Genomic DNA, 25,774 nt, shown 5'->3' with positions numbered 1-25,774 from the left:
GGAGCGCACGCGCGGAGTCGAGGCGGGGCCTCGTGGGCGCGTCAGTGGTGTTCGCGCGCGGAGAACGAGTCCGCGCCCGGGAAGAGCGATTCGGTCTCCTCCAGCTCCACATCGAGCACGGAGACGGTGCGGCAGGACTCGTCGACCTCGTAGAGGAGCGCGTGGCCGTCCACGATGCAGCGCAACAGGGGCCGATCGGTGGCGCCGAGCTTCAACCAGAGCGGGTTGAGCGGAGGAGCCACCTCGGCCAACTGGGCGATGCCATCCAGGCGCCGATGAACCTGCTCGACGAGCGCGGGCGGGAGCGCCTTGAGGGTGCTCCACAACTCCACGGGGATATGGACGCGGTAGGCCATTGCCAATCCAAGTGGCCATTGTCCCCAAGCGCGACAAGGGGGGGGTTGCGCATTGCCGGACACCTGCAACTTTGTGGACGGCCTGTTTGGATGACCGGAGGACATCCGCGCGCCCGGAAGTGTCCACGGGACGCCAGACGCGGCGCGGCGGCGCGAGCCCCCCCGCGGAGGGGATTTCTCGGAAGGCCCGCTGAACCGTGCTCAGATGACGAGGAGGGGGGTGGGAACACCCTCCGAATCCTTCCCTGGGAGCTCGACGTCACGTGGAAACCCTCGTTCGCATCGCCGAGGCGCTCGGCCGTTTCTCCGCGCGCTACGTGCCCGGCTCGTTCGCCATCGCGGTGCTGCTGTCGCTCTTCACGATGGGGCTGGCGGTGGGGTGGACGGACACGCCCGCGCCGCGCGTGCTGGACGCGTGGGGGGCGGGCTTCTGGGAGCTCTTGAGCTTCTCCATGCAGATGGCGCTGGTGATGTTCACCGGCTACCTGCTGGCGCTCACCCGTCCGGTGCGCGCGCTGCTCGAGTGGCTCGCGGGGCTGGCGCGGGGACCGAGGAGCGCGGTGGTGCTCATGGCCATGGTGTCCATGGGGCTGGCCTACCTCAACTGGGGCCTGTCGCTGGTGGCGAGCGCCATGCTGGTGCGCTTCGTGGCGCGGCGCCGGCCCGAGGTGGACTACCGGCTGCTCGTGGCGTGCGCGTACTTCGGCCTGGGGGCCACGTGGCACGCGGGCCTGTCCGCCTCGGCCCCGCTGCTGGTGGCCACGCCGGGGCACTTCCTGGAGAAGCAGCTGGGCCTCATCCCCATCGAGCGCACGCTGCTGTCGCCCTTCAACCTCGGGCTCACCGCGGCGGTGGTGACGGGGCTCACGCTGCTGGCCTGGGCGCTGCACCCCAGCCCCGAGCGCGCGGTGCGGGTGGACCCCAAGGTGCTCGAGCGCTTCCAGGACTTCGAGCCGCCCGAGCGGCCCGTGGGCAACAGCCCCGCGCTCTGGCTGGACTACGCGCCCGTGCTCTCCACGGTGTTCGGCGTGCTGGGGGTGGTGTGGTTCGCGCGCGCGCTGTGGCTTGGCGGGGGCTGGAAGGCCATCAACCTCAACGCGGTGAACTTCCTCTTCCTCACCCTGGCGGTGCTGCTGCATGGCACGCCCGCGCGGCTGCTCAAGGCGAGCGAGGAGGCCGCGAGCGTGCTGCACGGCATCGTGTTGCAGTTCCCGCTCTACGCGGGCATCTACGGCATCTTCAAGGCCACCGGCCTCACCGAGCGCATCGGCCAGCTCTTCGTGTCGCTGTCCACCACGGCCACCTTCCCCGCCATCGTGTATCTCTACAGCGGCGTGGTGAACTACTTCGTGCCCTCGGGCGGCTCCAAGTGGGCCATCGAGGCGCCCTACCTCCTGGAGGCCGCGCGCACGCTCGGCGTGGCGCCGGAGAAGGTGGTGCTCGCGTATGCCTGGGGGGACATGGCCACCGACCTCATCCAGCCCTTCTGGGCCCTGCCGCTGCTCGCGGTGGCCCGGCTCGACTTCAAGGACATCCTCGGCTTTCTGCTGGTGGCTTTTGTCTTCTACCTGCCACTCGTCACCCTCGCCTTTTTCGTCTGGGGTTGAGCAAGCGGGGTTGTCCAGCGCGGGTCTGCCTTGTGCTAGACACCGCCGGGACACCCGAACATGGGGGAGGACAACATGGCAGGCACCCTGAAGAAGCTGGCGATGTGCGCGCTGATGGCGTGGGGCGGTGGGGCGATGGCGCAGGACGCGGCTCCGGCTCCCGCCGCCGAGCCGGTGAAGGCGCCGTCGGCCGACGCGGTGCGTGACACCTGGAACTACTTCTACAAGGCGCAGGGCCAGGGCCCGGTGCTGGTGGAGGCCAAGCTGTGCACCGAGGTGGGCAAGGAGGGGCCCAGCAAGTTCGAGTGCACCGTGGAGGTGCCCGCCGAGGGCGTCAAGGCCAACACCTCGGTGATGGTGTGGCAGTCCTATCTGGTGCCCCAGGGCGACTCCGTCGAGGACCTGATGGTGCAGACCAAGCAGGGCAACGTGGTGCGCGAGACCAAGGACGTGAAGGTCAAGGGCGAGGGCTGGCGGGCCCGGCAGTGGACGGGCGTGCGCCTGAGCAAGGCGGGAGACTGGACCGTCTCCATCCTGCGTGGCGAGCAGGTGCTCAAGACCTTCAATGTGAAGGTACTGTAATCATCACTCCTCTCCTGGAATTCGACTTTCCTCCCGGGGACGTGGTACACGCGGGCCGCCTTCAAGGCGTGCTCTCCGTCCTTGAAGGGCGAGGCTGAGCTGAAGCGTTCGCGGGGGGGGACTTCAGATGACCCACCGCGGGCGGCCAACCCCTCGATTCTCACGTTTTCTTCATCAGCGCGCGCTGGCGGGGAGCGCCACGCGCCACGAGATGAGCTTTGAGGAGTTGCATCGAATGATTCCCACATCCCTCTCCGCCAAGGCAGCCAGGATCCTCGGGTTCCTGGCGGTACTGGCCAGCAGCACCGCCCGCGCGAGCGAGGCGGATCTCATCCTCCCGGACTTCCGCTCCGTCACCTTCCTGGGTGGCTCGGTGAACGGGGCCACCCTGCTCATGGTGGGTATCGCCATCTGCATCGTGGGCCTGGTGTTCGGCGTGCTCCAGTTCTCCGCGCTGCGCCGCCTGCCGGTGCACAAGGCGATGCTGGAGATCTCCGAGCTCATCTACGCCACGTGCCAGACGTACCTCGTCACCCAGGGCAAGCTCATCCTCATCCTCGAGGTGCTCATCGGCGCGGTGATGGTGGTGTACTTCGGCTTCCTGCGCCACCTGGAGCCGCTCAAGGTCATCGCCATCCTGGTGGCGAGCCTGATGGGCATCGCCGGCAGCTATGGCGTGGCCTGGTTCGGCATCCGGGTGAACACGTTCGCCAACAGCCGCACCACCTTCGCGTCGCTGCGCGGCAAGCCCTACCCCACCTACGCCATCCCCCTGCAGGCGGGCATCTCCATCGGCATGGTGCTCGTGTCCGTCGAGCTGTTGCTGATGCTGCTCATCCTCCTGGTGATTCCGGCGGACTACGCGGGCTCGGTGTTCATCGGCTTCGCCATCGGCGAGTCGCTGGGCGCGAGCGTGCTGCGCATCGCGGGCGGTATCTTCACGAAGATCGCCGACATCGGCTCGGACCTGATGAAGATCGTCTTCAAGATCAAGGAAGACGACGCGCGCAACCCGGGCGTCATCGCCGACTGCGCGGGTGACAACGCGGGTGACTCGGTGGGTCCGTCCGCGGACGGCTTCGAGACCTACGGCGTGACGAGCGTGGCGCTCATCACCTTCATCCTGCTGGCGGTGCCCGTGCAGTACCAGGCGCAGCTGCTCGTGTGGATCTTCATGATGAGCAGCGCCATGGTGCTCGCGAGCCTCGCCTCGTACTTCATCAACGGCATCATCCAGGGCGGCCTGTACAAGAACGCCGACCAGATGGACTTCGAGAAGCCCCTCACGGTGCTCGTGTGGCTCACCTCGGGCGTGTCCGTGGTGGTGACGTTCCTCGTGTCCTGGCTGCTCATCCCGGATCTGGCGGGAGACAACACGCTGTGGCTGCGCCTGAGCGCCATCGTGACGTGCGGCACGCTCGCGGGCGCCATCATCCCCGAGGCCATCAAGGTCTTCACCTCCACCAACAGCCGCCACGTGCGCGAGGTGGTGACGGCGTCGCGCGAGGGTGGCGCGTCCCTGAACGTCATCTCGGGTCTGGTGGCCGGTAACTTCTCGGCCTACTGGATGGGCATCATCATCATGCTGCTCATGGCCGGCGCGTACTACTTCAGCCTCGGCATCCCGAGCACGCTGATGATCGCCCCGGCGGTGTTCGCCTTCGGTCTGGTGGCCTTCGGCTTCCTGAGCATGGCGCCGGTCACCATCGCGGTGGACTCGTACGGCCCGGTGACGGACAACGCGCAGAGCGTGTACGAGCTGTCGCTCATCGAGAACGTCCCCAACGTGAAGCAGGAGATCCAGAAGGACTTCGGCTTCACGCCGGACTTCGACAAGGGCAAGGACTTCCTCGAGCAGAACGACGGCGCGGGCAACACGTTCAAGGCCACGTCCAAGCCGGTGCTCATCGGCACCGCGGTGGTGGGCGCCACGACGATGATCTTCTCCATCATCGTGCTGCTGGTGGGCATCACCACGGGCACCGACGGCCTGCGCGCGCTCGACCCGGCCAACACGGACAAGCTGTCGCTGCTGCACGCGCCCTTCCTGCTCGGCCTCATCGCCGGCGGCGCCGTGGTGTACTGGTTCTCCGGCGCCTCCATGCAGGCGGTGTCCACGGGCGCCTACCGCGCGGTGGAGTTCATCAAGGCCAACATCAAGCTCGAGGGCGTGGAGAAGGCGAGCGTGGAGGACTCCAAGCGCGTGGTGGCCATCTGCACCCAGTACGCGCAGAAGGGGATGATCAACATCTTCCTCGGCGTGTTCTGCAGCACGCTGGCGTTCGCCTGCTTCGAGTCCTTCTTCTTCGTGGGCTACCTCATCTCCATCGCCATCTTCGGTCTGTACCAGGCGCTCTTCATGGCCAACGCCGGTGGCGCGTGGGACAACGCGAAGAAGCTGGTGGAAGTGGAGCTCAAGGCCAAGGGCTCGGAGCTGCACGCGGCCACGGTGGTCGGTGACACGGTGGGTGACCCCTTCAAGGACACCTCCTCCGTCGCGCTCAACCCGGTCATCAAGTTCACCACCCTCTTCGGCCTGCTCGCCGTGGAGCTGGCGGTGGAGCTCAAGCAGGCCGGCCAGGGCACCCTCACCCAGGTGATCGCCGCCGTCCTCTTCCTGGTGTCCTTCGTGTTCGTGTACCGCTCGTTCTACGGCATGCGCATCGAGACCCCGATGTCCGCCCTCGTCGGCGAGACGCCCAAGACGGACGTGAAGACGGCCTAGTCACCGGCCCCGGGGCCTGAGCGGCCCCGCCTGGGTGACACGAGCGGCGGGAGGCCCCCAGGGGCTTCCCGCCGCTTCGCTTTTGGGGCTCAGCGGATGAGGAAGGCGGGCGGATCGATGCGGGTGGAGCGGCACTCCGGGCAGGAACCGGGCCGGGACAGGCGCTTGCGGTCGCGGAAGACATAACCACACGCGACGCACTCGGCGGGGAGCACCGTGAGCGCGGCCCCTCCGGCCTTGAGGGACTTCTCCAGGTGCTCCAGGTGGCCGGCCACGTCCTTCTCGGAGATGCCCACGAGGCCGGACAGCTCCTTCGCGGTGAGGCCCGTCTCGGGCGCCGAGGCCAGCTCCGCCTCCAGGGCTCCGCGGACGGTGACGCCCCGGGGGGGCGGAACGAACTCTCGGGTCATGCGCCAGGACCTTCCAGGGAAGAAGCCAGGCACGGGGCCTGGCCTCGGGGACCGGGCCCCCCTCGGGAGACTAGGTCGTCTCCGCCCCGGCCATGGACGCCGACGCGGCCGACGCGGCCGAGGACGACGACGGGTTGAAGGTGGGCGGGCGCGCGGGCAGGAAGGGCCGCAGGATGAAGGTGCTGAACATGAAGCCCCACCAGCTCTTCACCAGCAGCTCGGGGTGGATGTTGTGGGCGTGCTCGGCGTGCAGCGCGGGCGTCTGCGACCAGTGCACGCCCGGCTTCTGGTGGTGCACCGTGTGGTAGCCGTTGTTGAAGAGCAGCGCGTTGAGCACCGGGGAGACGAAGTTGCGCGAGTGGTTCCAGGCGCTGCCCGTGTCCACCTCGATGTGCTGCACGTAGTTGAACACCTGGATCATGAACAGCGAGAACTGCTGGGGGATGACGAAGAAGAGCAGCGCCTTGCGCCAGTCGAGCACCAGCAACACCGCCATGGTGCCGAAGTACACGACGAACTCGGAGAACGCCCAGGCGAAGGCCTTCTTGTCGCGCTGGTACAGGTTCTTCATGTAGGCGGAGATCTCCGGCGCCTGCTCCAGGCCCGTGAGCGTGGGGTAGACGAGCAGCGACAGCAGGTGGTTCTTCTTGAAGAACTTGGGGCCGCGCGAGGTGTCACCCTCGGCGAAGTTCAGCTTGTGGTGCGTCTGGTTGTGGGTGGGCACCCAGGCCACCGTCGGCGTGCCGTAGTAGAGCGCGAGCACGTAGTTGGTGAACGTGTTGGCCGGCCGCCACTTCCAGATACCCAGGTGGTTGTGATTGTGGCTGATGACCGCCACCGTGACCCCCATGAAGAGGCCCAGGGCGTAGAGCACCGGGTACACTCGATCCAGGTTCCACTGCAGGATGGAAAGGCCCACGGCGAGCGCGAGGTAGGCCACGGTACGGCGATCGGCGGTATAGCGAAGCAGAGGATGCCTCCTCGAAAAAGGGTGAGAGGGTGGAAAAACCGCGCGGACTGTACCGTGCGTGAACCGAAAAGGCTCGAAGTCGCTCCCTAGAGCCCTGTCCCGGCAACTCTCGACGCACGGGAAGTCATCCCCGTACTGTTCGAGTAACAACAATCTTCCCTTCTTCTCTCGACTTTTAGATCTGGACGGACTACGCCAATGCTCCGGCTCAAGTCCGGGCCGAGCAGGCGGCTCCACCCGTCTGGTGACGAAAGAAGAACGAATTATGGCAACCGGTGTGGTCAAGTGGTTCAATGACGCGAAGGGCTTCGGGTTCATCACGCAGGACGGCGGTGGCGAGGACGTGTTCTGCCACCACACCGCCATTCAGGCGGACGGCTTCCGCAGCCTGCAGGAGGGCCAGCGGGTGTCGTTCGATGTGACGCGCGGCCCCAAGGGCCTGCAGGCGCAGAACGTGCGTCCGGTCTGATTCCCACTGCGTGGGATTCCTGGAGCCTGACCTCGACCGGGGTCGGGCTCTTGCTTTTTCATGAGCTCGCGTCTGCCCCCCCTGCCCCGAGTCGTGGGCTTCGACGATGCCCCCTTCGCGCGACGCGCGGGCGTGCGCGTCAGCCTCGCGGGCGTGGTGTGCGCCGGGACGCGCTTCGAGGGACTCGTCTGGGGCCACGTGCGGCGCGACGGGTGGACGGCGACGGATGAGGTGTGCCGGCTGCTGGTGGGCGGCAAGTTCCTGCCCCAGCTCCACCTGGTGCTGCTGGATGGGCTCGCCTTCGGCGGCTTCAACCTGGTGGATCTGCCCCGCCTGGCACACACGCTCGGCAAGCCCTGTGTGGCGGTGATGCGGCGGATGCCGGACCTGGAGGCCGTGGAGCGGGCGCTGCGACACCTGTCGCGGCCCAGGGCGCGTCTGGAGTTGCTGCGGCGCGCGGGTCCCATCCATCAACGCGGCGGCTTCACCTTCCAGGTCCAAGGCGCGGAGCCCGAGTGGGTGGAGGAAGCACTCCAGCGCCTCACGGACACCGGCCGCGTGCCCGAGGCGCTGCGACTGGCCCACCTCATCGGCTCGGCGGTGATGACGGGAGAGAGCTCCAAGCGCGCCTGAGCGTCCCCGGTGTCACGGGGACGCGCGGGACTCACTGGGGCGAGGCGGCGTCGTCCGGCTCGAGCGAGGCGGCGATGCGGCCCGCGGCGGCCGCCAGCTCCACGCGACGCACCTCCAACTGGGAGCGGGCCTGGGCCGCGCTGCTGGCGGCGAGGAAGCGGCGATTGTCCGCGTCCGACATCTCCAGGCTGGTGGCCACTCCGGCCTTGTAGCCGGCGGCCACCTGCTGCTGCACCCGGGCGGCGAGCTGCGACTGGGACTCGGCCTGGGTCAGCGCCACCCGCGCGGCCTCCAGGTTGGCCTGGGCCGCCACCCAGTTGGCGCGAGCGCGGGCCCGCGCCGACTCGTACTGCGCCCGAGCCTGGGCCAGACGCGCCTCGTCCTCGTGCAGGGCCGCGTAGCGCTGGCCCCGGTCGTACAGCGGCAGGCTGGCCGCGACGGACACCTCGTAGGAGGTGTTCTGCCCGGTGAAGCCCGTGTTGGAGTTGTAGAGGCCCCGGCCCTGGGCGACGACGCTCGGCAGCCACGCGAAGCGGTCATACGTCACCTTGCCCTCGTTGGCCCGCACCACCAGCTCCGCCGAGCGCACCGCGTAGGTGTCCTCCCAGGGCCGCTGGTCCTCGGAGGGAATCCGCCAGGAGGAGTCCGAGTTCTCGAGGGGCACCGGCTGCACGGGCTCGCCCACCAGGGCGCCCAGGAGCGCGAGCAATTGCGTGTACTGGCCGGACAGCTGCGCCAGTTGCACGCGCGCCTGGGCCGTCTCCGTCTGGGCGCGCAGGAGCGCCGCCTCCACCGTCATGCCCACGTCGAGCTGCGCCTTGGACTCGGCCTCGCGCTGGAGCGCCACCGCCTCCGCCTCGCGCGCCGCCGCCGTGAGCTGGACGATGCCCTGCAACCCCAGGTAGGTGCGCGCCACCGCCAGCAGCACCTGCTCGCGCGCCTCGAGGGCCCCCAGCTCCGCCGCCTCCGCGCCCGCCTTCGCCGGGCCGATGAGGAAGACGCCCGCGGGCGTGAAGAGCGGCTGGGAGATCTGCACCGTCGCGTAGTGCGAGTTCTCCGCTGTGATGACGACGGGGCCCGGGATGAACTGCGGGTTGGCGGGCTGGAGCGCGAAGACGCCTCCCACCAGCTGGACGATGGAGCCCAGATCGAACTGCGCCGGAGCGCTGGAATGGACGAACTGCGCGCTGACCGTCAGCTCGGGCTGCCACGCCGTCCAGGCGCGGTTGACGCCCGCGGCGGCCACGGCGGCCTGGGCCCGGGCGGCGACCACGTCCGGGCTCTGCTTCGCGGCGAGCAGGAGCGTCTCGCGCAGCGTGGCGGTGCGCAACGTGCCCGGGGCGGGAGACTCCCCGGCGGCGGGCGGGGCGGAGGGCTGCTGCTGGACGGGCGCGTCCGAGGGCGTCTGGGCGAGCGCGCCGAGCGGAGCGAGGGAGGCCAGCAGCAACAGGGACAGGGGGCGCCGGAGGGAGCCGGCGGAGCGTCGGATGGACATGGGGAACACAGGGGAGATGACGGGGGACGACGCGCCGCGCTCAGGCGGCGCGGTCGCTGTGCTGCCTCGGCTCGGGAATGGGGAGGACCGGGGCGTCGGCCGACTTCGGAGCGCGCTTGGAGAAGCCCAGGCTCTCCATGGCCGCGAAGACCACGGGGACCACCAACAGCGTGAGGAAGGTGGAGGTGATGACGCCGCCGATGACCGCGATGGCCATGGGGGCGCGGAACTCGGAGCCCACGCCCTGGCCGATGGCGGTGGGCACCATGCCGATGGCCATGGCGGCGCTCGTCATGAGGATGGGACGCAGCCGGCGCGGCCCCGCCTTCATGAGCGCCTCGTCCACCGTGGCGCCCTCGCGCAGGTACTGCAGCGCGCCGTCCACCAGGAGGATGGCGTTCTTCGTCACCAGGCCCATCAACAAGATGATGCCAATCATGGCGCCCATGGAGACGTGGAAGCCGCCGAAGTACAGGCCCAAGAGCGCACCCACGAGCGCCAGCGGCAGCGACACCATGATGGTGAAGGGGTGCTTGAAGGACTCGAACTGGCTGGCGAGCACCATGTAGATGAAGACGAAGGCCAGGATGAACGCCGAGCCGAAGGCGTCGTTCTGCTCGGTGAGCATCTTCATCTGCCCGTCGTAGATGAGCGAGTAGCCCGGGGGCAGCGGCTGCGCGGCCACCTTCTCCCGGAACGCCGACGCCACGTCGCCCAGGGCCGCGTCCTTGAGCTGGGCATAGACGGCGATCTGCTTCTGGCGGTTCTCGTGCTCGATGACGCTCGGACCGTCGCGCAGCTCCACCTTGGCCACGTCCGACACCGGCACCATGCCCCGGGGCGTGGCGAGCAGCAGCTGGCCCACGCGCTCGGGCGTGTCCCGGTCCCGCGAGGACAGGCGCACACGGATGTCCGTCTCGTCCACGCCCTCGCGCAGCTTCGCCGACACGTCGCCACCAATGGCCAGCCGCAGTTGCATGGCCAGCGCCGCGGCGCTCAACCCCAGGTCCTTGGCGCGCGCCCGATCGATCTCGATCGCCAGCTCGGGCTTGGGCGGGTTGAAGTCCACACGCACGTCCACCGTGCCGGGAATCTCGTGCAGGAGGCCCGCGAGGCGCTCGGCTTCCACCTGGAGCTTCGCCATGTCCGGGCCGGTGACGCGCAGGATGATGGGATAGAAGTCCCCGCCGAGGCCGTCGATGATGGGCGGATCCATCATCAGCACGCGGGTGGCGACCATCTCGGGATTGAGCCGGGCCCGCGCGTCCTCCTTGATGGCCTGGATGCCCCGGGTGCGCTCGTGCTTCTGCGTGGTGAGCACCCGGATGCGCGCCTTGTTGACGTCGCCGTTCTCTCCCACGATGGAGTAGATGTCCGTCACCTCGGGGACTTGCCGCAGCAGCTTCTCCGCCTGCGCCACCCGGGCCCCCGTCTGCTCCAGGTTGGAGGAGTCCGGCAGGATGAGCTGGACGAAGAACTGCGAGCGATCCTCCGGGCTCATCAACTCGAAGCCCAGGCCGCGCGCGGCCCCGAAGGACAGCACCATCGCCACCAGGGTGATGCCCATGGTGGCCCACTTGTGATCCAACACCCAGCGGAGGATGCGCGAGTAGACGCGCTCGCTGCCGTCCAGGAAGCCGCGGATGGAGCGCGCCAGGGCGTTCTCCTGGTGGTGCTCGCCCGCCTGGCGCTGCTTCGCCAGACGCGCGGACAACATCGGATCCAACGTGAAGGAGATGAAGAGCGAGATGAGCACCGCCACGGAGATGGTGATGCCGAACTGCTGGAGGAACTGGCCCACCATGCCGGGCATGAAGGCCACCGGGACGAACACCGCCACCAGCGCGAGCGTGGTCGCGAGCACCGCGAGCCCCACGTCCTTCGTGCCATTCGCGGCGGCGGACATCGGGTCCTCGCCCTGCTCCAGCCGGTGGGTGATGGCCTCGCGCACCACCACCGCGTCGTCGATGAGCAGACCGATGGCGAGCGAGAGCGCCAGCAGCGTCATCTGGTTGAGCGAGTAGTCGAGCAGGAACATCACGAAGAACGTGCCGATGACCGAGGTGGGCAGCGCGAGCGACGAGATGAAGGTGCCGCGCGGATCCAACAGGAACATCAGGATGATGAGCACCGCCATCGCGCCACCGAAGACGAGGGCGATCCACACCTCGTGGGCGTTCTCGCGGATGGGCACCGACTGGTCGATGAGCAGCGTGGTCTTGAACTCGTGGCCCAGCGTGGGCACGAGCTTCGTCATCGCCGCCTTCACCGCGTCGCTCACCGCCACGGTGTTCGAGCCCGGCTGCTTGACGATCTCCAGGATGACCGCGTCCTGGCCATTGAGGCGCGTCGTGGTGCGCCGCTCCTCGGCTCCGTCGGTGACGGTGGCGATCTCCTCCAGCCGCACCTGCGCGCCCGTGCGGCTCTGCGCCACCGGCAACTGCCGCAGCTCCTCCACGCTCTTGAACTGTCCGAGCGAGCGCACCGTCAGCTCCGTGGAGCCGAGTTGCAACCGGCCCGCGGGCAGGTCCAGGTTCTCCGAGCCGATGCGCTGGCCCACGTCCATGGGGGACACGCCCACCGCGCGCGCCTTGTCCAGGTCGATGTCCACCTGGATCTCCCGTACGTCACCGCCGTTGATGCGCACGTCGGCCACGCCCTCGAGCTGCGCGAGCGCCGGCTTGAGCTGGTCCTCGATGAGCTTGCGCACCGTGCGCGAGTCGGCCTGCGCGCTCGCCGCGTAGGTGAGCACCGCCACCGCCGACAGGTCCACGCGGCCAATCACCGGCGCGTCCGCGTCGTTGGGCAGGCGGTTGGACACGCCCGACACCTTGTCGCGCACCTCCTGCACCGCCCGGTCCAGGTTGGTGGACAGCTTGAACTGCACCACCACCGTGCCCACGTTCTCGCGGCTGAAGGAGTGGATCTTGTCCACGCCGTTGATGCCCGCGACGGCATCCTCGATGGGCTTGATGACCTGGGTCTCGATCTCACCCGGGCCCGCGCCCTTGTAGATGGTGTTGACGACCACCACCGGAATGGACACGTCCGGGAAGAGGTCGGTGCCCAGCCGGGTAAAGCCCATCACCCCGAGGACGATGAGGCAGAGGGACATCATGGCCGTGAAGACCGGCCTGCGAATGGAGACGTCGCTGAGGAACATGGGGGGACGCTCGAAGAGGCGTGCGGCGGGAGGACTACTTCACGGAGACGCGCGTCCCCTCGGTGAGGGAAGGCGTGAGGTACTCGACGACCTTGTCCAGCGGCGCGGCGGCCTTCACCACCACCTCGCGCACCCCGCGCTCGAGCACCTGGACGTCCACGCGGCGCACCTCGCCCGAGGGCGCCACCACGAACACGTGGTCTCCCCCGGAGGAGGACAGCGCGCTCGTCGGCAGGGCATGGGCCTCCTCCGCCTCGCCCAGCGGCAGCACCACGCGCGCCAGGGTGTTGGCCACGAAGCGGCCGTCCTTGTTCGGCACGAGGATGTCCACCGGGATGCGGCGCGTGGCCGGGTCCGCCGAGGGGATGACGGTACGGATGACGGCCTCGTCCGTGAAGGTGCTGCCGCCGATGACCTCCACACGCACCCGGGTGCCCGGCTTGAGGCGCGCGCGCGTGGACTCGGCCACCGTCGTCTTGAGCAGCAGCGTGCCCACGTTCTCCAGGGAGAAGAGCGCCACGCCCGGGCCCACGATGGCGCCCACCTGCTCGGGCGCGTCGGTGACAGTGCCGGCGAAGGGCGCCTTGAGGTCATGCCGACGGCGGCCCGCCTGCGCCTGGGAGAGCTGCGCGCGGGCGGCGAGCAACTGGGCCTCGGCCTGACGCGCCTGGGTGCTGGAGGTGCGGTTCTGCAAGTCACTCACGTTGCCCTGCTGCTGCAGCTTCGCGTTGCGCTCGGCCACGTCCGCGGCCATGGCGGCGCTCACCTCGGCGGCGGCCACCGAGGCCTGCGCCTGGGCGAGCTGGGCGTCGGAGATCTCCGGGTTGAGCTGGCCGAGCGTCTGGCCCTCCTGCACCGTCTGCCCCTTCTTCACCCGCACCTTCTCCAGCCGGCCTCCCACCTCGAAGCCCACCTGCAACGCCTGGGAGGGGAAGAGCGTGCCCGTCACCTCCTCGCGAGGCGTGCTGCGCACGGCGCGCGGCGCGGCGAGCGTCACCGACTGGAGGCCCGGCGTGGCGGCCGGAGTCGCGGGCGTCTGGGCCGCGTCCGCGCGGCAACCCGAGAGGGACAACGAGGCGGCGGCCATGCCCACGGCGGCGAGCCCGGCGACGAGCGGCGTCCTGAAGAGTTTCACGATCCTGACCTCGGGGTACTGCGAGTGCGGGAAAGCGCGCGGGACGAGGCCCGGCGCGAAGAAGTCGAAGGCTTCGGTGGCGGCGCGCGCGGCGGCTCCACCGGGGCGGCCACGTCACACCGGGGCACGCAGCCCTCGCGGATGAGCAGGTGGATGGAGTTGGCCCAGGCGGCCAGGTCCGGCTTCTCCTGCATCTGGCTCATCCGCTGCGCCAGCAACACGTAGGTGCCGACGATGAGCGAGCCGATGACCTCGGAGGGCACGTCCGAGCGCAGCGCGCGGCCGGACTGCAGGCGCCGGAACTCCTGGGCCACCCGCGACACCTCGCGGTCCACGAAGCCCCACATCAAGGACTCGAAGTCCGTGCCCTGACTGCCGCGCATGAGCACCTGCATCACGTCGCGGTAGGCCCACATCAGCTCGAGCGTGCGCAGGTCCCCCTCGGCGCTCATCGCCAACAGGCGCTCGTAGCGCGCGGAGCGCTCGGACACGTCGCTCGCCTCCACCGCGCCCTGCTCGGCGAAGAACTGCTCCGTCTCCTCGCGCCGCTGGTCGATGAGGCCCTGCAGCGAGGACATGAACTCGCCGAGCACCTCTCCGAAGAGGGCCTCCTTGGACGCGACGTGCAGGTAGAAGGCGCCCTTGGAGAGTCCGCACGCGGCGGTGATGTCCTCGATGCGCGCGCCCTTCAGCCCCTTCTTCATGAACTCCGCCCGGGCGGCGGCGATCAGTGCTGCTCGGGCGTGTGGATCCGCGGGACGGGCCATGGTGGCCGCATTCCTAACCCGCCGGTCAGAAACGGCCAAGGGGGGTTCCTGAACCCCGGGTCAAGAATACATCAAACCAGCTTATGACACCCATCAGTGTATCTCGGGCCGGTTCCCCGGACTCCGGGTATGTCTGCCTATGAGGACTGACCCGGGCCGAGCCGCGCGAGGGCCTTGCACAGCGGGCACGCGGCCACCGGGTGGCTGCCCTCACGGCGATGCAGGTCCAACACCGCGCGCGACACCTCGGCGAGCTCCCGACGCACCTCGCGCCGCGCCCCCTTCACCCGGGCGATGGAGAGGTTGTCGTAGGCCGTCGTCTGGTGGCGCATCCACGCGATGACGGCTGCCTCGGCGCGCCGCTCGATGGGGATGCGCTCGGTGCGCGCCACGGTGCCGCTGCCCACGGGCGTGGCATGCGCGGACACCGCCACCGCCATCAACTTCGCGTGGGGCAGGAAGGAGGGCGAAAACGCGAGGAAGCGCAGCACCGCGTTGGCGAAGTCCACCTCGTACTCGGACTGCTCGCGCTCGCGGCGGCGCACGTCGGCCTCGCGGCGGCGGGCATAGGCCGGGGTGGCGCGCTCGGCCTCCAGGGCCGCCTGCGCGGCGGTGATGTGGGCCTCGGGCGCCCAGACACCCCGGGAGAAAATCTTACGGCCCTTCTTCTCCACCACCGTCCAGCTCGGGCCGGCGGCCTTCACCCGGCGCGTGAGGCCCGCGTCGCCCGGGGGCAGCAGGGCCCAGCCAGCGGGCACGGTGAGGACGGAGCCATCGGCCGCGCGCACGCGGCGCGGGTCGCTCGTGGGGGACACGGTCAGGGAGTCGCTCATGGGAAGGGCGCGCCTCTTAGCCCACCCACCCCCCGGGCGAGAAGAGCCCCCACGTCAACCCCCTCGTCCTCGTGGTACATGAGGCGGATCGCGTACACATCCGGTCGCCGCGCCGGGAGGAGTTTCATTCATGGGCAGCGCTGGCATGTCCATCCTCAGGCTCACCTTCCTCGGCACCTCGGCCGCCCAGCCGACGTTGCACCGCAACCTCTCCGGACTCGCGGTGAAGGCCAACACGGATCTGCTCCTCTTCGACTGTGGCGAGGGCAGTCAGCGGCAGATGGTGCGCTACGGCACCGGCTTCAGCGTGGACGCCGTCTTCTTCACCCACTTCCACGCCGACCACTACCTGGGCATCATCGGCTTCTTGCGCACGCTCGGGATGATGGGGCGCGACGGTGCCGTGCAACTCTATGGGCCCCCCACCGCGCGCCGGCTCTTGCACCAGGCGGTGCACCTGGGCGTGGAGTCCCTGTCCTTCCCGGTGGAGATCCACGAGCTGCGCGACGGCGACATCGTGCGGCGGCACGGCTACTCGGTGCAGGCCGTGGCGGTGGATCACCGCATCAACGCGCTCGGCTACGTGCTGCAGGAGGACGAGCGCCCGGGCAAGTTCAACCTGGAGAAGGTGAAGGCGCTCGGGGTGCCGTCCGGGCCGCTCTATGGCCAGCTCCAGCGGGGCGAGCCGGTGCAACTGGCCGACGGCCGCACCATCCGTCCCGAGGAGGTCGTCGGCGAGCAACGGCCCGGACGGCGGCTGGTCATCTCCGGGGACACCCGCCCCTGCCCCGCGATGGTGAAGGCCTCGCGGGACGCGGATCTGCTCATCCACGAGTCCACCTTCTCCGATGACGAGCAGGCGCGGGCCCTGGAGACGCGGCACTCGACGGCGCGCGAGGCGGCCCAGGTGGCGCGCGAGGCGGGCGCCCGGCGGCTCATCCTCACGCACCTGTCCAGCCGCCACGACACGGACCCGACCCGGCTGCTCACCCAGGCGCGCGAGGAGTTCAAGGGCCCCGTCGAGGTGGCCTACGACGGGCTCACCGTGGAGCTGCCCCTGCGCGACTGAGCCCCGCGCGTCGCGGATGGGCCCTCCCGGGGCCCTACTTGACGGCCGCCTCGGCCTCGGCGCGCAGGGCGCGGGCGCCCTCCGGGTCCACGCGCTGCAACAACTCCCACTCCAGCTCCCGGTCGCGCGTCATGTTGGTGGTGTCCGTGCCCAACGCCTCGCGCCGGCCCGTGCGCGAGTCCACCGGGCCCGGACCGGACTCGGTGCGGTTCTGCCGGAAGATCTCCACCGAGCTCTGCACCGGGCTGGGCTGCCGGCCCCTCACGTAGTAGCGCACGTAGTTGGTGCCCAGCGACGAGGGCGCGCCCACCATGGCCCAGTCGGTGGCGATCTCGAACGCGCCCGGGGCCTCGCGGATGGGCAGCTCCTTCTCCTTCAGCAGCGAGCGCAGCTGGGGCCACACCTCGGCCATGGGCTTGCGGTACACGTAGTCGCTGGCCTTCTCCTGGATGTACATCTCGCGGCGGCTGGACGCGCATCCAGCGGCGAGCAGGGCGGCGGTGAGTAACACCACGGACTGAAACCACGGCGAGTGCTTCGAGGAACGCATGGCAGCTCTCCTGGTGAATGAGGCGGAGAGCGGGCATTTGAAGCATGGGGGCCTGGGGAGCGCTAGACTCGCGCGTCATGAAGGACGGCCCCCTTCGCCGGAGCATCAAGCGCCTCGCGCGGCTGCGCTACGACTTCGACCTCGCCGTCACGCGGCTGTTCCTGCGTGCCCGGGGCGAGCCGCGCTACCGGCTGACGGGCGCGTGCAACGGGTGTGGCCGCTGCTGTGAGTCGCCTACCCTCGCCGTGAGCCGGCCGGTCTTCTTCCTGCGCTCGCTGCGCTGGCTCGTGCTCACCTGGCACCGGCTCGTCAACGGCTTCGAGTACGTGGGCGAGGACCGCCGGCACAAGCTCTTCGTCTTGCGCTGCACGCACTACAACGCCACGACGAAGCAGTGCGACTCCTACGACAGCCGGCCGGGGATGTGCCGCGACTACCCGCGCAACCTCGCCTTCGAGGCCCTGCCGGAGTTCTTCCCCGAATGCGGCTACTCGGCCGTCTACAAGAAGGCCGAGCCGCTGCGCCAGGCGCTCAAGAACAGCAACCTGTCGCCGGAGAAGTACGAGGAACTGGTGCGCAAGCTGCACCTGCGCGAATAGCCCCGCGCGCCCTGCCTCACGCCGGGGGATGAAGCGCGTGCGTCCGCGCGCCAAGCCGTTCTCCTCGGCGTGGTGAACCCGGAGCCGAGTGGGTGTCCATGTTCAGGCACGGGGTTCGCTGTTGCTGCGTCCCTCAGAATTCTCGCGGGTCGCTCCATTCAAAATCTTCCTCTTGCCAGTTCGTGCGAGCGTTCAGTGTCTCACCAAACCTCTTGATGAAATCCTGGAGGGCTTCGACCTCTGTCTGTCCCATTCCGGCTTCTCCATCGGGGGCTCCATTGGCGTCTTTCACACACACATTCGCGACTGCGACGAAGCCTCCGGAGCTTCGCTCAAGGACCTTGATCTTGTATCTGGACCAAGGAAGACACCGCATGTCTCGGACCTCGAAAATGCCTACCACCCGCTCTATTTTCGAGGCACCGTGCAGATCGACCGTTCTCCAGCTCATCAGCTCATTCCTTGCTTCCTTTCTCATCGAGTGAGAATGGCCGGAGCTGGCCTCTGGTAGCCGACGAAGTGGAGAATGGCGTCCAAGGCGCCATACCGTTCTCCTCAGCGTGGTGAACCCGGAGCCGAGGGGTGTCCATGTTCAGGCACGGGTTCTCTGTTGCTCCGTCCCTCAGAAGTCCTGCGGGTCGCTCCATTCAAAGTCTTCCTCTTGCCAGTCTGTGCGAGAGCTCAATGTTTCACCCAGTCTCGTGATGAGATCTTGAAGGGCTTCGGCTTCTGTCCGTCCGAGCCCTGCTATCCAATCAGGGCTTCCATTGGCGTCTTTCACACACACATTGGGAACCGCGAGGAAATCCTGGGAGCCTTGCTCAAGAACCTTGATCTTGTATTTGGTCCATGGAATGCCTCGCATGTCGCAGATCTCGAAGAGGCCCACCACCCGCGAAATGCTCGCGGCGCCATGCAGATCGATTGCTCTCCAGTCCATCAGTCACCTGCCTTCTTAGCGAGCCCCAAAAGAAACAATCCGTCCATCCGGCGCAAGATCAATATACTTGCCACTCTTGACATAGCGAATCACACCCTCGGTGGCGCCTTCAATTGGAAATTTTTGTGCGCCCTTGATGTTTTGCGCGAAGCCTCTTGCCTTCCGCAAATACTGTGAGACATCTTTGGCCCCAACCTCTGCTCCATGTTTGGCGAAGTGTTTCTGGAGTGAATCCAATGGAGAGTCGTAACTCCCTTCATGCCACCGTTCAAGCTCCGGAAGGTCGTCCTTCTTCGGAGCACCGTCACCGCTCGTACGGCTTGACGTCATGGCCACCGCCCCTGGAGCGAGGGCGATGGTGACTGTCTCCGCGCTCACAGCGACCGTCTCCACTTCCCCCACCGCCGCGAGCCGGATGCCCACCTGCGTCTCGGCTTGTACGGCCGCCTGCATGGAGCCGGGCAGCTTCGGCACCTTCGCGGCCAGCCCCGGTGCCGTGTTGCCCATGGCCGCCATGGCCAGCATGGCGAATGCTCGCGCCGCGTTCCGGCCCATGAGCTTGCCGTACCGCTCGCCCGCCGCGCGCAGCCCGTTGAACGTGGTGGCCCGGTCCGCCTCGTCCATCAGCCGCTTGAAGCCGACGACAAGGCCCCAGAAGGTCTCGACGCCCACGTAGGAAATGATCGTGGCGGTCATCACCGCCGCGAGGCCCTTGGAGACTGTCACGTCGGGAAGGGAGACGAGCACCATGTACGTCGTCCAGGTCCAGAGCACGGCCGCCACCATGGCGTGGGGGTCGGCCATGTCCTTGAACGCCTCCAGCATCTCGTCCAGCACGGCGCCCTTGGCCAGAGCCAGGGCCAGGGCGAAACGGCCATCCCCGTTGAGGGTGGGGCTTTCCGTCAGCAGGCGCAGACAATCCCCGGGCCTGCCAGTACGCTCGCACCAACGCAGGTAGTCGCGCGTCAACTCCACCTCCGCCATCGTTGATTGCCCCTCCAGGTGCTCGCCCGGCTCGAGCGGAGTGATGCGGCGGCTGGGGGGCTCGTACGTGTACGAACCGCTTCGTGCCTCCACCTCGAACAGCCGCCGCGCTGCTTCCTGGGGCCGAGCGGGGAGCCGTACATCCCGAGCCACGGGGCAGTCCCCGCCCGTTCCACCTGTCTCCTGGAGTCCCCTCCAGCCCTGGAGACATCTTGAAGACGCGCGGCATCAGCCGGGCTGCTGTTCCTGGCTGGTCGACTGCAAGTAGAACAGACGTCCCTTGCTGCGCAGCGCCTTCTCCAAGAATTCCGAGAAGGAACTGGCGACTGGCCCGCAGTACTCCGGGTTCGGCCACGCCTCGTGGTAGCCATCCGTCAGGGAGTAGCGGTCGTTCTCCTGGCGAGCTACATCCACCAGTACGTAATCCCCGTCCTGTACATCACAGAGGGTGTACATTGAGGCTGGGCCCCACTTGTCATCATCTTCCCCGTAGATAGCTACCCGTGCCCGGATGATCTCGGACAGGGAAAGGAGACGATACGGGGTGTTCGGTAGCCGCTTGAACAGTTCGGCGCCGTTGCAGTGCAGGTAGAAGGCCCGCAGGTCGGGGTCCAGCGTCCAGCCCACCCTCCGCTCAAACTCCTCGATCTCCTCGGGTGTGGCGGGGGCATGCGGGAAGTGGTCGCACGAGACCTCTTCAAGCAGGTTGCTGAGCGGGATGGGCATCATTAGTTGTCCGTGTAGGGCAAGTCGGGACCCACTGTATTCCATGGGGACTGGCCGCTGTAGCACGCGGGATATTCCCTGTTGTACGCTTCGTGAACGCCGGGCTGCACGGGGAATACGTTGTTGGGGTCCACCGGATCGCCGCCGTGCCAGAGGTCGCGGATATGGTGCCCCGGCCAATTGACGCCGGTGCTGGCCGTGGGCCAGACACCGAACCGTTCGCTCCATCTCTGTCGGAAGGACTCCATCGCGGCCTTCCATTGGTCACGCCCAGCCTTGTTCTGCTCCTTCGTCAACGTAGGGTAGTCGCAGCAGCAGTGATAGATGCCGTAACGGCTCCCGCCCTTGACGGGAACGGGCAAGGCAATGAGGCGTCCCTCCCAGTCGAACTTCAAATCAGCCAGCCATATGCACCCCTTGAGCGTGTGGCCCTCGCTAGCGCACTCCCTCTGGCATCCGTTCATGAACTCCCGGCGACACTGCCAGGGGCCATAGAAGAGGGTCGTCTTCATCCGTCCGCCGGGCACGTTCAACCAGGGCAGTTCCTTCTTCACGGCGGGCCTGGCCCCCGGTGAGGGCGAAGGGCCAGAACCTCCCGTCCCCTGGGTTGTCGCGCATCCGGTGAGCAACACCAACAACACCACCGCTTCGGCCAGCTTCATGGGAATTCCCCGTGGTGATGTTCCCCCCTGATGGATTGCCAATCCGGGGAAACACCCAGTGAGTCTGACACACGCTGGAGCGCCAGGAATCACGGGAAGGTCACGTTGCCGAGGGTGATGAGACGCTTCCCACTCTGGTCCCACAGCCTCAAGGTGAAGGGGCCTTGGGCTTCCCGGGCCGTCAGCTCCCACTCCACCACGACCACTTCCGTCTCCTCTGCGCCCGGCAGGACGGGCGAGGGTTGCCAGCTCACCTTCATCGGCTTGGGCTCCTGGTCCTTGCCCACCAGCGCCGCCCCCTGGAGCGCCCAGGGCTGCGTGCCCTGGTTCACCAGTTGCATAGCCACGGCTACCCGCAACAGGTTCTCCTGACGAGTGGTGACGCGGTAGCTGAAGACACGGCGAAGAACGAGAGCGTTGCTCGCGGGCTGGGTGACATCTCTCCTTATGTGCTTGGCTTTCACGCCCGTGTCGTCCACCGTCATCAACCCGCTGGCGATCAGCCCCGCGAGACCACCCGGTCCCATCTCCGTCCGCAGGCGTTCAAGCTCCTGGCCGAGTTGCTGGGACTTCTTGCGCTCCTCCTGGGTTTCCTTCTGGTAGTCCTCCACGGTGCGCTTGTGGCGGAACACGTTCACCTGCCGTGTCCCGAGTGCGGAGTGTCCCACTAGAATGAAGGTGGCGCTCGTCGGAGCCGCTCCGTCCGCGAAGCGCACCACCACCTTGAACCTCTCCCCGGCCTGGAGAGCCGCCGGAGGATGGAGGGTGAAGCTCCGCGTCCCAGGGGCCACGTCCTCGAAACGCTCGCGCGCTTGCAGTTCCAGCGAGCCCGGCACCAGCGGCGAATCGAAGCGGAAGGTGATGGGGAGTTCCGGGCTGATGCACACCTCCTCCACCTTCCCGGTGGGCTCCGCTGGTAGCTCCACGCGGGACGGGGACGCCTCACAGTCTGGGAGAAGAGGTTCGGCGGTGGCGCCGGCCCCCGCGAGGAGCACCAGCGCCAGGAGGGCGGCGGGGGACGAGGCGAACACGAACGGGAACCTCACGAGGCGGGACGAGACCGGAGACGTGGCCTCTACCACACCTTCCCCCCTGGTAGTGTGGGGGCCGTATCGGGCTCGCGGCCCACCAATCGCTGGGCCGGTTCACTCGAAGCGATCCACCGCCTCCAGGTCTTCGATCCAGAAAATCAAGACATTGTCCGGCGTACTCCCTGACTCCATCTCGGTACCGGGACCGGGCTTGTAGTACCCACCGCCTCGCTTGGCCATACGCTCCCCGGTGAAGATTTGCATGCAGACCTTGTAGGTGTCCCCCGTGGGTGTCTGGGCCTGGGTGAACCGGCCATAGACGCGACCTTCCCCGAAGTAGAGACGTCCGTAGAGGATGCTCCCCACCGGCAGTTTTCCCCGCGTTCCGCCGGTCTTCACCGAGGTGAGTCCCTCGCGCACGGAGACGAACTGGCCCTGGCGATCGTTGGGGGCGAATAGACCGTCAAACTTTGATCCAATGTCAATGCCGAGCGTTTCGGTCATGGTCTCGACGGCACCCGCCGGGCACGGCTCGGCGTCAGGGGCGGGGGCGGGACGCACCTGGGCACCGGGACACGCCGTGTTGGCGGCAGCGGCGGCACCGACACACCACCTGGCCACGGGTGAGAGGGCCCCCTTCTGCTTCTTGTCCCCCTGGGGGGCCTGCTGCTTCTTCAAGGCGTCGTCCTTGGGTCGCGTCACCAGCGAGGCGACGACCGCAGGAGTCTTCTCCACCGGGGGCGGAGCTGCGGCCCGCTCAATTTCCGGCGGCGGCCACGGGGGCGCCACTTCCTGACCGAAAGGTGACTTCCACGTTGGGGAGGGGGCGGAGGACGCCACGGATGGGGACTCGGGCCTCCACCGCCGCGCGAGCCACCACCCGGCAAGGGCCACTCCCACCAGCACGGCCATCCACACCGCCGCACGCCGAAGCGCCTGGAGCGCCATGGCCTGCACGGGCACATGCGCCACCGTGGCCGGAGTCGGTGTCGCCGGAGTGGGCTCCACGGGGGGCACGGCCGCCTCGGGCTTCTCCCGCGCCGCGGCCCCCCGGCGGCCTCGCCTCGCTCCACGGGGGCCGTCATGCAGGGGCACCTGCCAGGACGCATCCGCACGGGCCTGCAGGTGCGCCAGCTCCTTCACCAACTCCAGGACGCTCGGGTAGCGCTTCTCCGGCGTCTTCTCCAAGAGCTTCATGCACACGTCACTCACCACCCACGGCACGTTGGGGTTGAGGATGTGCGGCGGCAGCGGCTCCTGGTTGATGACGGCCTTCACCGAGGCCTCGTCATCCCACGTCACCTCGAAGGGGAAGCGGCGGGTGAGCAGCCGGTAGAGCACCACGCCCAGTGCGTATTGGTCGTCCGCCTTCCCGGGCCGGTAGGTGACTCGCCGGTCGTTCCAGTGCTCCAGGCCGAAGCGCCACGCCTCCGGGCTGCGGTAGTGGGGCGTCCCCGGGGGAAACAGGCCCTCGGTGAGAGTGGTCTGCCCCTCACGCCTGGCGGCCCCGAAGTCCACCAGCACCGGCTCCCCATCCTCGTCGCGCACGAGGATGTTGGCCTCCTTCACGTCCCGGTGGACCACCTGCTTGTCATGCGCCACGGCCAGTCCGCGCGCTACCCCCACCACCTTGCCCACCACGGCCCACGTATCGGGGTTCTCTTCCCAGGCCCACACGTCGAGCGGGCGGCCCTCGACGTAAATCATCTTCAAGCAGAAGAACTCGGGCAGCACGGGCGGCCAGTAGCTGAAGCCCACCTGCTGCACGAGGTTCTTGTGCTGGAAGGGCATGGCGAGCACGCCCTCGCGCTCGGCCCACTGCTTCGCCCGGTGGAGCGGGACGAACTTGAGGGCGAACAGGGTGCCCGTCAGCTTGTCCCGTGCCCGGTACACGGTGCCGTAGCCCCCGCGCTCCACCAGCTCCTCGATGATCGCGCCGTTGACGTTCGTGCCGGGCGGCAGGTCCGGCGTGTCCCGCTCGTTCATGGCGCCACACGCTAACAGCTCACCGGGGCGGATACCTACCCGGTGAGACTCCCTCGCGGGGCCAACTTCTCGGACAGGGTGGCCACTCCCTGGCGAGTCCCCGCGCGCCCCGCCCTACACCGGGTGATGAAGCGCGTGCGACTGCTCCCGGGCGTGCACGTCCACCCGCTCCACGCCACTCGTGGCCCGCGCGGCGCGGAAGTGCTCGAGCAGCAGCGACGCCACCTTGTCCGGCGCCTCGAGCGGCAGGGTGTGGCCCTCCTCGGGCAGCCGGCGCACGATGGGACGCTGCTCGAAGTACGGCTCCAGGCCCTGGGTGAACGTCGTGCGCAGGGAGGGATCCCGCTCTCCCCAGATGAGCATCAGCGGAGCGCGCGCACGCGGCGTGGCGAGCAGCCGGCGCCTGCCCCCGGGCGTGAAGAGCAAGCGGAACAGCTCGCGGTAGTAGGTGATGGGCGGGCGCACCGCCTCGGGCCGCGAGAAGTGGGCCTCGTACTCCGCCAGCTTTCCCGGAGGCACGCGCGAGTCGTCCACCATCTGCCGCCGCAGCATCCGGGACACCAGGGCACCACCCCCCGCGGACAACAGCCGCTCGGGCAGCCACGGCAACAGGAAGAAGAAGGCGTACCAGGAGCGCAGCATCTGCGCGGGTTTGGCCAGCTCGCGCACGAGCAGCGCCGGATGCGGGGCGTTGACCACGGCCAGCCGGTCCACCACCTCCGGGTGATGGGCGGCCACGTAGAAGGCGATGATGCCGCCCCAGTCATGCCCCACGAGGTGCACCGGCCGGCCCGGACTCAGGTGCCGCGCCAGGTGGACGACATCCATCGCCAGGGTGTCCAGGTCGTAGCCCGTCTCGGGACGCTCCGTGTCGCCATAGCCGCGCATGTCCGGCGCGACGACGCGGAAGCCCGCCGCCGCCAGCGGGCCCATCACCTCGCGCCAGCTCTCGGACAATTCGGGGAACCCATGGAGCAGGAGCACGAGCGGCCCCTGGGCGGGCCCCGCCTCCAGGGCCTGCATGCGGAGACCGGGCAGCGAGACGGGACGGGAGAAGATGGCGTTCATGACCGTACAGTTAAGAATCGCCCCCCGCGCCAGGAAGCGCCCCGCGCGGTCGTCCGCACCCCCACAAGCAGGAGGGAAAGCGCTGCCCCCGCGCGCCGTAGTAGGCATGATGGGGCCCGCGCGATGATTCCCCTCAGTGACGACAACCCCACGCTCCGCAGTCCCGTCATCACCTACCTGTTCCTCGGCGCCATCGGCGCCACCTGGGTGCTCGTCCAGGGAGCGGGCTTGAATCCGCTGGAGCTGGCCACCAGCGTGTGCAACCTCGGGCTCGTGCCGGGCGAGCTCACCGGCCTGGCCCCCGAGGGCTTCCCCGTGCAAATCGGCGAGGGCCTCGCGTGCGTGGTGGACCGCGAGCCCATCAACACCTTCACGCCCCTCACCTCCATGTTCCTGCATGGCAGCTGGAGCCACATCCTCGGCAACTGCCTCTTCTTCTGGGTGTTCGGCAACAACGTGGAAGACAGCATGGGGCGGCTGCGCTTCATCGTCTTCTACATCGTGTGTGGCCTGGCGGCGGCGGCGGCGCAGGTGATGGTGGACCCTTCCTCGCCCATCCCCATGGTGGGGGCCTCGGGCGCCATCTCCGGCGTCATGGGCGCCTACCTGCTGCTCTACCCGCGCGTGCGGGTGAACATGCTCTTCATCTTCATCATCTTCTTCAAGGTGATTCCCCTGCCCGCGTGGCTGGTGCTCCTCTATTGGTTTGGGCTCCAGGTCATCACCGGCCTGCCCCAGCTCAACTCCCTGAGCGCCGAGGGTGGCAGTGGCGTGGCGGTGTGGGCCCACGTGGGTGGCTTCGTCGCGGGGCTCGTCCTCATCAAGCTCTTCGAGAACCCCCGGCTCACCCGTCAGCGCTCGGGCTGGCGGCACCGCCTGCACCCCGACCATCCGTGAGAGCGCTCGAAACGAGCCGGGAACGAACGCGCTGATTCGTCTGTTTCGGCGTCCGCGCCAGGGCATGAAGCTTGCTCCCTGGACAGCAATCACCCCTGGGGAGCTCGCCGCTCCCCG

24 protein-coding genes and 1 pseudogene are annotated in these 25,774 nt (G+C 68.2%); 8 read left to right on the top strand and 17 right to left on the bottom strand.

Going from position 1 to position 25,774, the window contains the following annotated elements; all coding sequences use genetic code 11:
- Positions 1-41 precede the first annotated feature (41 nt).
- Positions 42-356: a type II toxin-antitoxin system RelE family toxin gene (locus tag D187_RS24645; protein WP_002625915.1), complete on the bottom strand. Its 315-nt coding sequence runs from the start codon at positions 354-356 to the stop codon at positions 42-44.
- Between the two features lie 263 nt (positions 357-619).
- On the opposite strand from D187_RS24645, the gene D187_RS24640 reads away from it, so the two are divergent.
- The 3 genes from D187_RS24640 to D187_RS24630 all read left to right on the top strand — a co-directional run bounded on the left by D187_RS24640 (position 620) and on the right by D187_RS24630 (position 5,270).
- Complete coding sequence (locus D187_RS24640) at positions 620-1,963, top strand: short-chain fatty acid transporter (RefSeq protein WP_002625916.1); 1,344 nt, start codon at positions 620-622, stop codon at positions 1,961-1,963.
- Between the two features lie 75 nt (positions 1,964-2,038).
- Positions 2,039-2,545, top strand: coding sequence for a hypothetical protein (locus D187_RS24635; RefSeq protein WP_002625917.1), 507 nt, complete (start codon positions 2,039-2,041; stop codon positions 2,543-2,545).
- 235 nt (positions 2,546-2,780) lie between these two features.
- Positions 2,781-5,270 carry a sodium-translocating pyrophosphatase gene (locus D187_RS24630; RefSeq protein WP_043431347.1) on the top strand — a complete coding sequence of 830 codons (2,490 nt, stop codon included), beginning with the start codon at positions 2,781-2,783 and terminating at the stop codon, positions 5,268-5,270.
- 89 nt (positions 5,271-5,359) lie between these two features.
- On the opposite strand, the gene D187_RS24625 is transcribed toward D187_RS24630, so the two are convergent.
- Positions 5,360-5,680 (bottom strand): transcriptional regulator, encoded by a 321-nt coding sequence (locus tag D187_RS24625; protein ID WP_002625919.1) that lies wholly within the window; start codon positions 5,678-5,680, stop codon positions 5,360-5,362.
- Positions 5,681-5,750: 70 nt separating this feature from the next.
- Complete coding sequence (locus D187_RS24620; protein ID WP_002625920.1) at positions 5,751-6,620, bottom strand: fatty acid desaturase family protein; 870 nt, start codon at positions 6,618-6,620, stop codon at positions 5,751-5,753.
- A gap of 295 nt (positions 6,621-6,915) precedes the next feature.
- Between D187_RS24620 and D187_RS24615 the strand changes: the two genes are divergently transcribed.
- Together D187_RS24615 and D187_RS24610 are read left to right on the top strand one after the other, a co-directional pair.
- Complete coding sequence (locus D187_RS24615; protein WP_002625921.1) at positions 6,916-7,119, top strand: cold-shock protein; 204 nt, start codon at positions 6,916-6,918, stop codon at positions 7,117-7,119.
- A 60-nt stretch (positions 7,120-7,179) separates the two neighbouring features.
- A complete protein-coding gene (locus D187_RS24610) occupies positions 7,180-7,752 on the top strand; it encodes an endonuclease dU (RefSeq protein WP_043431346.1) in 573 nt (190 codons plus the stop codon).
- Between the two features lie 31 nt (positions 7,753-7,783).
- Here D187_RS24610 and D187_RS24605 read toward each other — a convergent pair whose 3' ends face one another.
- The 5 genes from D187_RS24605 to D187_RS24585 all read right to left on the bottom strand — a co-directional run bounded on the left by D187_RS24605 (position 7,784) and on the right by D187_RS24585 (position 15,145).
- Positions 7,784-9,247 carry a TolC family protein gene (locus tag D187_RS24605; RefSeq protein WP_155893555.1) on the bottom strand — a complete coding sequence of 488 codons (1,464 nt, stop codon included), beginning with the start codon at positions 9,245-9,247 and terminating at the stop codon, positions 7,784-7,786.
- A 40-nt stretch (positions 9,248-9,287) separates the two neighbouring features.
- The gene (locus D187_RS24600) at positions 9,288-12,410 is read right to left on the bottom strand and encodes an efflux RND transporter permease subunit (protein ID WP_002625924.1); all 3,123 of its coding nucleotides are present in this window, start codon (positions 12,408-12,410) and stop codon (positions 9,288-9,290) included.
- Positions 12,411-12,444: 34 nt separating this feature from the next.
- The gene (locus D187_RS24595) at positions 12,445-13,545 is read right to left on the bottom strand and encodes an efflux RND transporter periplasmic adaptor subunit (protein WP_002625925.1); all 1,101 of its coding nucleotides are present in this window, start codon (positions 13,543-13,545) and stop codon (positions 12,445-12,447) included.
- Entirely contained in the window at positions 13,542-14,312 is a 771-nt protein-coding gene (locus tag D187_RS24590) for a TetR/AcrR family transcriptional regulator (RefSeq protein WP_002625926.1), read from the bottom strand. The genes D187_RS24595 and D187_RS24590 overlap by 4 nt, the downstream gene beginning before the upstream one ends.
- A 137-nt stretch (positions 14,313-14,449) precedes the next feature.
- The gene (locus D187_RS24585; protein ID WP_002625927.1) at positions 14,450-15,145 is read right to left on the bottom strand and encodes a DUF2293 domain-containing protein; all 696 of its coding nucleotides are present in this window, start codon (positions 15,143-15,145) and stop codon (positions 14,450-14,452) included.
- 145 nt (positions 15,146-15,290) lie between these two features.
- Between D187_RS24585 and rnz the strand changes: the two genes are divergently transcribed.
- Positions 15,291-16,214: a ribonuclease Z gene (gene rnz / locus D187_RS24580; RefSeq protein ID WP_043431465.1), complete on the top strand. Its 924-nt coding sequence runs from the start codon at positions 15,291-15,293 to the stop codon at positions 16,212-16,214.
- Between the two features lie 34 nt (positions 16,215-16,248).
- Here the strand turns inward: rnz and D187_RS24575 are convergent, their stop codons facing one another.
- Entirely contained in the window at positions 16,249-16,764 is a 516-nt protein-coding gene (locus D187_RS24575) for a hypothetical protein (protein WP_002625929.1), read from the bottom strand.
- Positions 16,765-16,841: 77 nt separating this feature from the next.
- Between D187_RS24575 and D187_RS24570 the strand changes: the two genes are divergently transcribed.
- Complete coding sequence (locus D187_RS24570) at positions 16,842-17,363, top strand: YkgJ family cysteine cluster protein (RefSeq protein WP_002625930.1); 522 nt, start codon at positions 16,842-16,844, stop codon at positions 17,361-17,363.
- 133 nt (positions 17,364-17,496) lie between these two features.
- Here the strand turns inward: D187_RS24570 and D187_RS55430 are convergent, their stop codons facing one another.
- From D187_RS55430 to D187_RS24535, 8 genes and pseudogenes are all read right to left on the bottom strand, one after another.
- On the bottom strand, positions 17,497-17,814 hold the full coding sequence (locus D187_RS55430; protein WP_043431345.1) for a hypothetical protein: 318 nt from the start codon (positions 17,812-17,814) through the stop codon (positions 17,497-17,499).
- 171 nt (positions 17,815-17,985) lie between these two features.
- Positions 17,986-18,303 carry a hypothetical protein gene (locus D187_RS55425; protein ID WP_002625931.1) on the bottom strand — a complete coding sequence of 106 codons (318 nt, stop codon included), beginning with the start codon at positions 18,301-18,303 and terminating at the stop codon, positions 17,986-17,988.
- Between the two features lie 15 nt (positions 18,304-18,318).
- Positions 18,319-19,440, bottom strand: a pseudogene (sitA5, locus tag D187_RS24560) (SitA5 family polymorphic toxin); the annotation flags it as partial.
- A 75-nt stretch (positions 19,441-19,515) separates the two neighbouring features.
- The gene (locus D187_RS24555) at positions 19,516-20,013 is read right to left on the bottom strand and encodes an SMI1/KNR4 family protein (protein ID WP_043431461.1); all 498 of its coding nucleotides are present in this window, start codon (positions 20,011-20,013) and stop codon (positions 19,516-19,518) included.
- Positions 20,014-20,015: 2 nt separating this feature from the next.
- Positions 20,016-20,675 (bottom strand): hypothetical protein, encoded by a 660-nt coding sequence (locus D187_RS24550; protein ID WP_002625934.1) that lies wholly within the window; start codon positions 20,673-20,675, stop codon positions 20,016-20,018.
- 89 nt (positions 20,676-20,764) lie between these two features.
- Complete coding sequence (locus D187_RS24545; protein WP_002625935.1) at positions 20,765-21,706, bottom strand: DUF2381 family protein; 942 nt, start codon at positions 21,704-21,706, stop codon at positions 20,765-20,767.
- Between the two features lie 114 nt (positions 21,707-21,820).
- Complete coding sequence (locus D187_RS24540; RefSeq protein WP_002625936.1) at positions 21,821-23,692, bottom strand: serine/threonine protein kinase; 1,872 nt, start codon at positions 23,690-23,692, stop codon at positions 21,821-21,823.
- 114 nt (positions 23,693-23,806) lie between these two features.
- The gene (locus tag D187_RS24535; protein ID WP_002625937.1) at positions 23,807-24,760 is read right to left on the bottom strand and encodes an alpha/beta fold hydrolase; all 954 of its coding nucleotides are present in this window, start codon (positions 24,758-24,760) and stop codon (positions 23,807-23,809) included.
- Positions 24,761-24,883: 123 nt separating this feature from the next.
- Here D187_RS24535 and D187_RS24530 point away from each other — a divergent pair, with 123 nt between their 5' ends.
- The gene (locus D187_RS24530; RefSeq protein ID WP_002625938.1) at positions 24,884-25,657 is read left to right on the top strand and encodes a rhomboid family intramembrane serine protease; all 774 of its coding nucleotides are present in this window, start codon (positions 24,884-24,886) and stop codon (positions 25,655-25,657) included.
- Positions 25,658-25,774: the final 117 nt, after the last annotated feature.

The sequence above is a fragment of the Cystobacter fuscus DSM 2262 genome (assembly GCF_000335475.2).
Lineage (GTDB): Bacteria > Myxococcota > Myxococcia > Myxococcales > Myxococcaceae > Cystobacter > Cystobacter fuscus.
The sequence above is the reverse complement of the archived record's forward strand: the minus strand, read 5'-3'. Positions and strand labels throughout refer to the sequence as shown.

What these genes read in the sequence shown, in the direction of transcription:
- D187_RS24645 (WP_002625915.1), bottom strand. Translation starts at nt 356, where the DNA reads ATGGCCTACCGCGTCCATATCCCCGTGGAGTTGTGGAGCACCCTCAAG.
- D187_RS24635 (WP_002625917.1), top strand. Translation starts at nt 2,039, where the DNA reads ATGGCAGGCACCCTGAAGAAGCTGGCGATGTGCGCGCTGATGGCGTGG.
- D187_RS24630 (WP_043431347.1), top strand. Translation starts at nt 2,781, where the DNA reads ATGATTCCCACATCCCTCTCCGCCAAGGCAGCCAGGATCCTCGGGTTC.
- D187_RS24625 (WP_002625919.1), bottom strand. Translation starts at nt 5,680, where the DNA reads ATGACCCGAGAGTTCGTTCCGCCCCCCCGGGGCGTCACCGTCCGCGGA.
- D187_RS24615 (WP_002625921.1), top strand. Translation starts at nt 6,916, where the DNA reads ATGGCAACCGGTGTGGTCAAGTGGTTCAATGACGCGAAGGGCTTCGGG.
- D187_RS24610 (WP_043431346.1), top strand. Translation starts at nt 7,180, where the DNA reads ATGAGCTCGCGTCTGCCCCCCCTGCCCCGAGTCGTGGGCTTCGACGAT.
- D187_RS24605 (WP_155893555.1), bottom strand. Translation starts at nt 9,247, where the DNA reads ATGTCCATCCGACGCTCCGCCGGCTCCCTCCGGCGCCCCCTGTCCCTG.
- D187_RS24600 (WP_002625924.1), bottom strand. Translation starts at nt 12,410, where the DNA reads ATGTTCCTCAGCGACGTCTCCATTCGCAGGCCGGTCTTCACGGCCATG.
- D187_RS24590 (WP_002625926.1), bottom strand. Translation starts at nt 14,312, where the DNA reads ATGGCCCGTCCCGCGGATCCACACGCCCGAGCAGCACTGATCGCCGCC.
- D187_RS24585 (WP_002625927.1), bottom strand. Translation starts at nt 15,145, where the DNA reads ATGAGCGACTCCCTGACCGTGTCCCCCACGAGCGACCCGCGCCGCGTG.
- rnz (WP_043431465.1), top strand. Translation starts at nt 15,291, where the DNA reads ATGTCCATCCTCAGGCTCACCTTCCTCGGCACCTCGGCCGCCCAGCCG.
- D187_RS24575 (WP_002625929.1), bottom strand. Translation starts at nt 16,764, where the DNA reads ATGCGTTCCTCGAAGCACTCGCCGTGGTTTCAGTCCGTGGTGTTACTC.
- D187_RS24570 (WP_002625930.1), top strand. Translation starts at nt 16,842, where the DNA reads ATGAAGGACGGCCCCCTTCGCCGGAGCATCAAGCGCCTCGCGCGGCTG.
- D187_RS55430 (WP_043431345.1), bottom strand. Translation starts at nt 17,814, where the DNA reads ATGAGCTGGAGAACGGTCGATCTGCACGGTGCCTCGAAAATAGAGCGG.
- D187_RS55425 (WP_002625931.1), bottom strand. Translation starts at nt 18,303, where the DNA reads ATGGACTGGAGAGCAATCGATCTGCATGGCGCCGCGAGCATTTCGCGG.
- D187_RS24555 (WP_043431461.1), bottom strand. Translation starts at nt 20,013, where the DNA reads ATGCCCATCCCGCTCAGCAACCTGCTTGAAGAGGTCTCGTGCGACCAC.
- D187_RS24550 (WP_002625934.1), bottom strand. Translation starts at nt 20,675, where the DNA reads ATGAAGCTGGCCGAAGCGGTGGTGTTGTTGGTGTTGCTCACCGGATGC.
- D187_RS24540 (WP_002625936.1), bottom strand. Translation starts at nt 23,692, where the DNA reads ATGAACGAGCGGGACACGCCGGACCTGCCGCCCGGCACGAACGTCAAC.
- D187_RS24535 (WP_002625937.1), bottom strand. Translation starts at nt 24,760, where the DNA reads ATGAACGCCATCTTCTCCCGTCCCGTCTCGCTGCCCGGTCTCCGCATG.
- D187_RS24530 (WP_002625938.1), top strand. Translation starts at nt 24,884, where the DNA reads ATGATTCCCCTCAGTGACGACAACCCCACGCTCCGCAGTCCCGTCATC.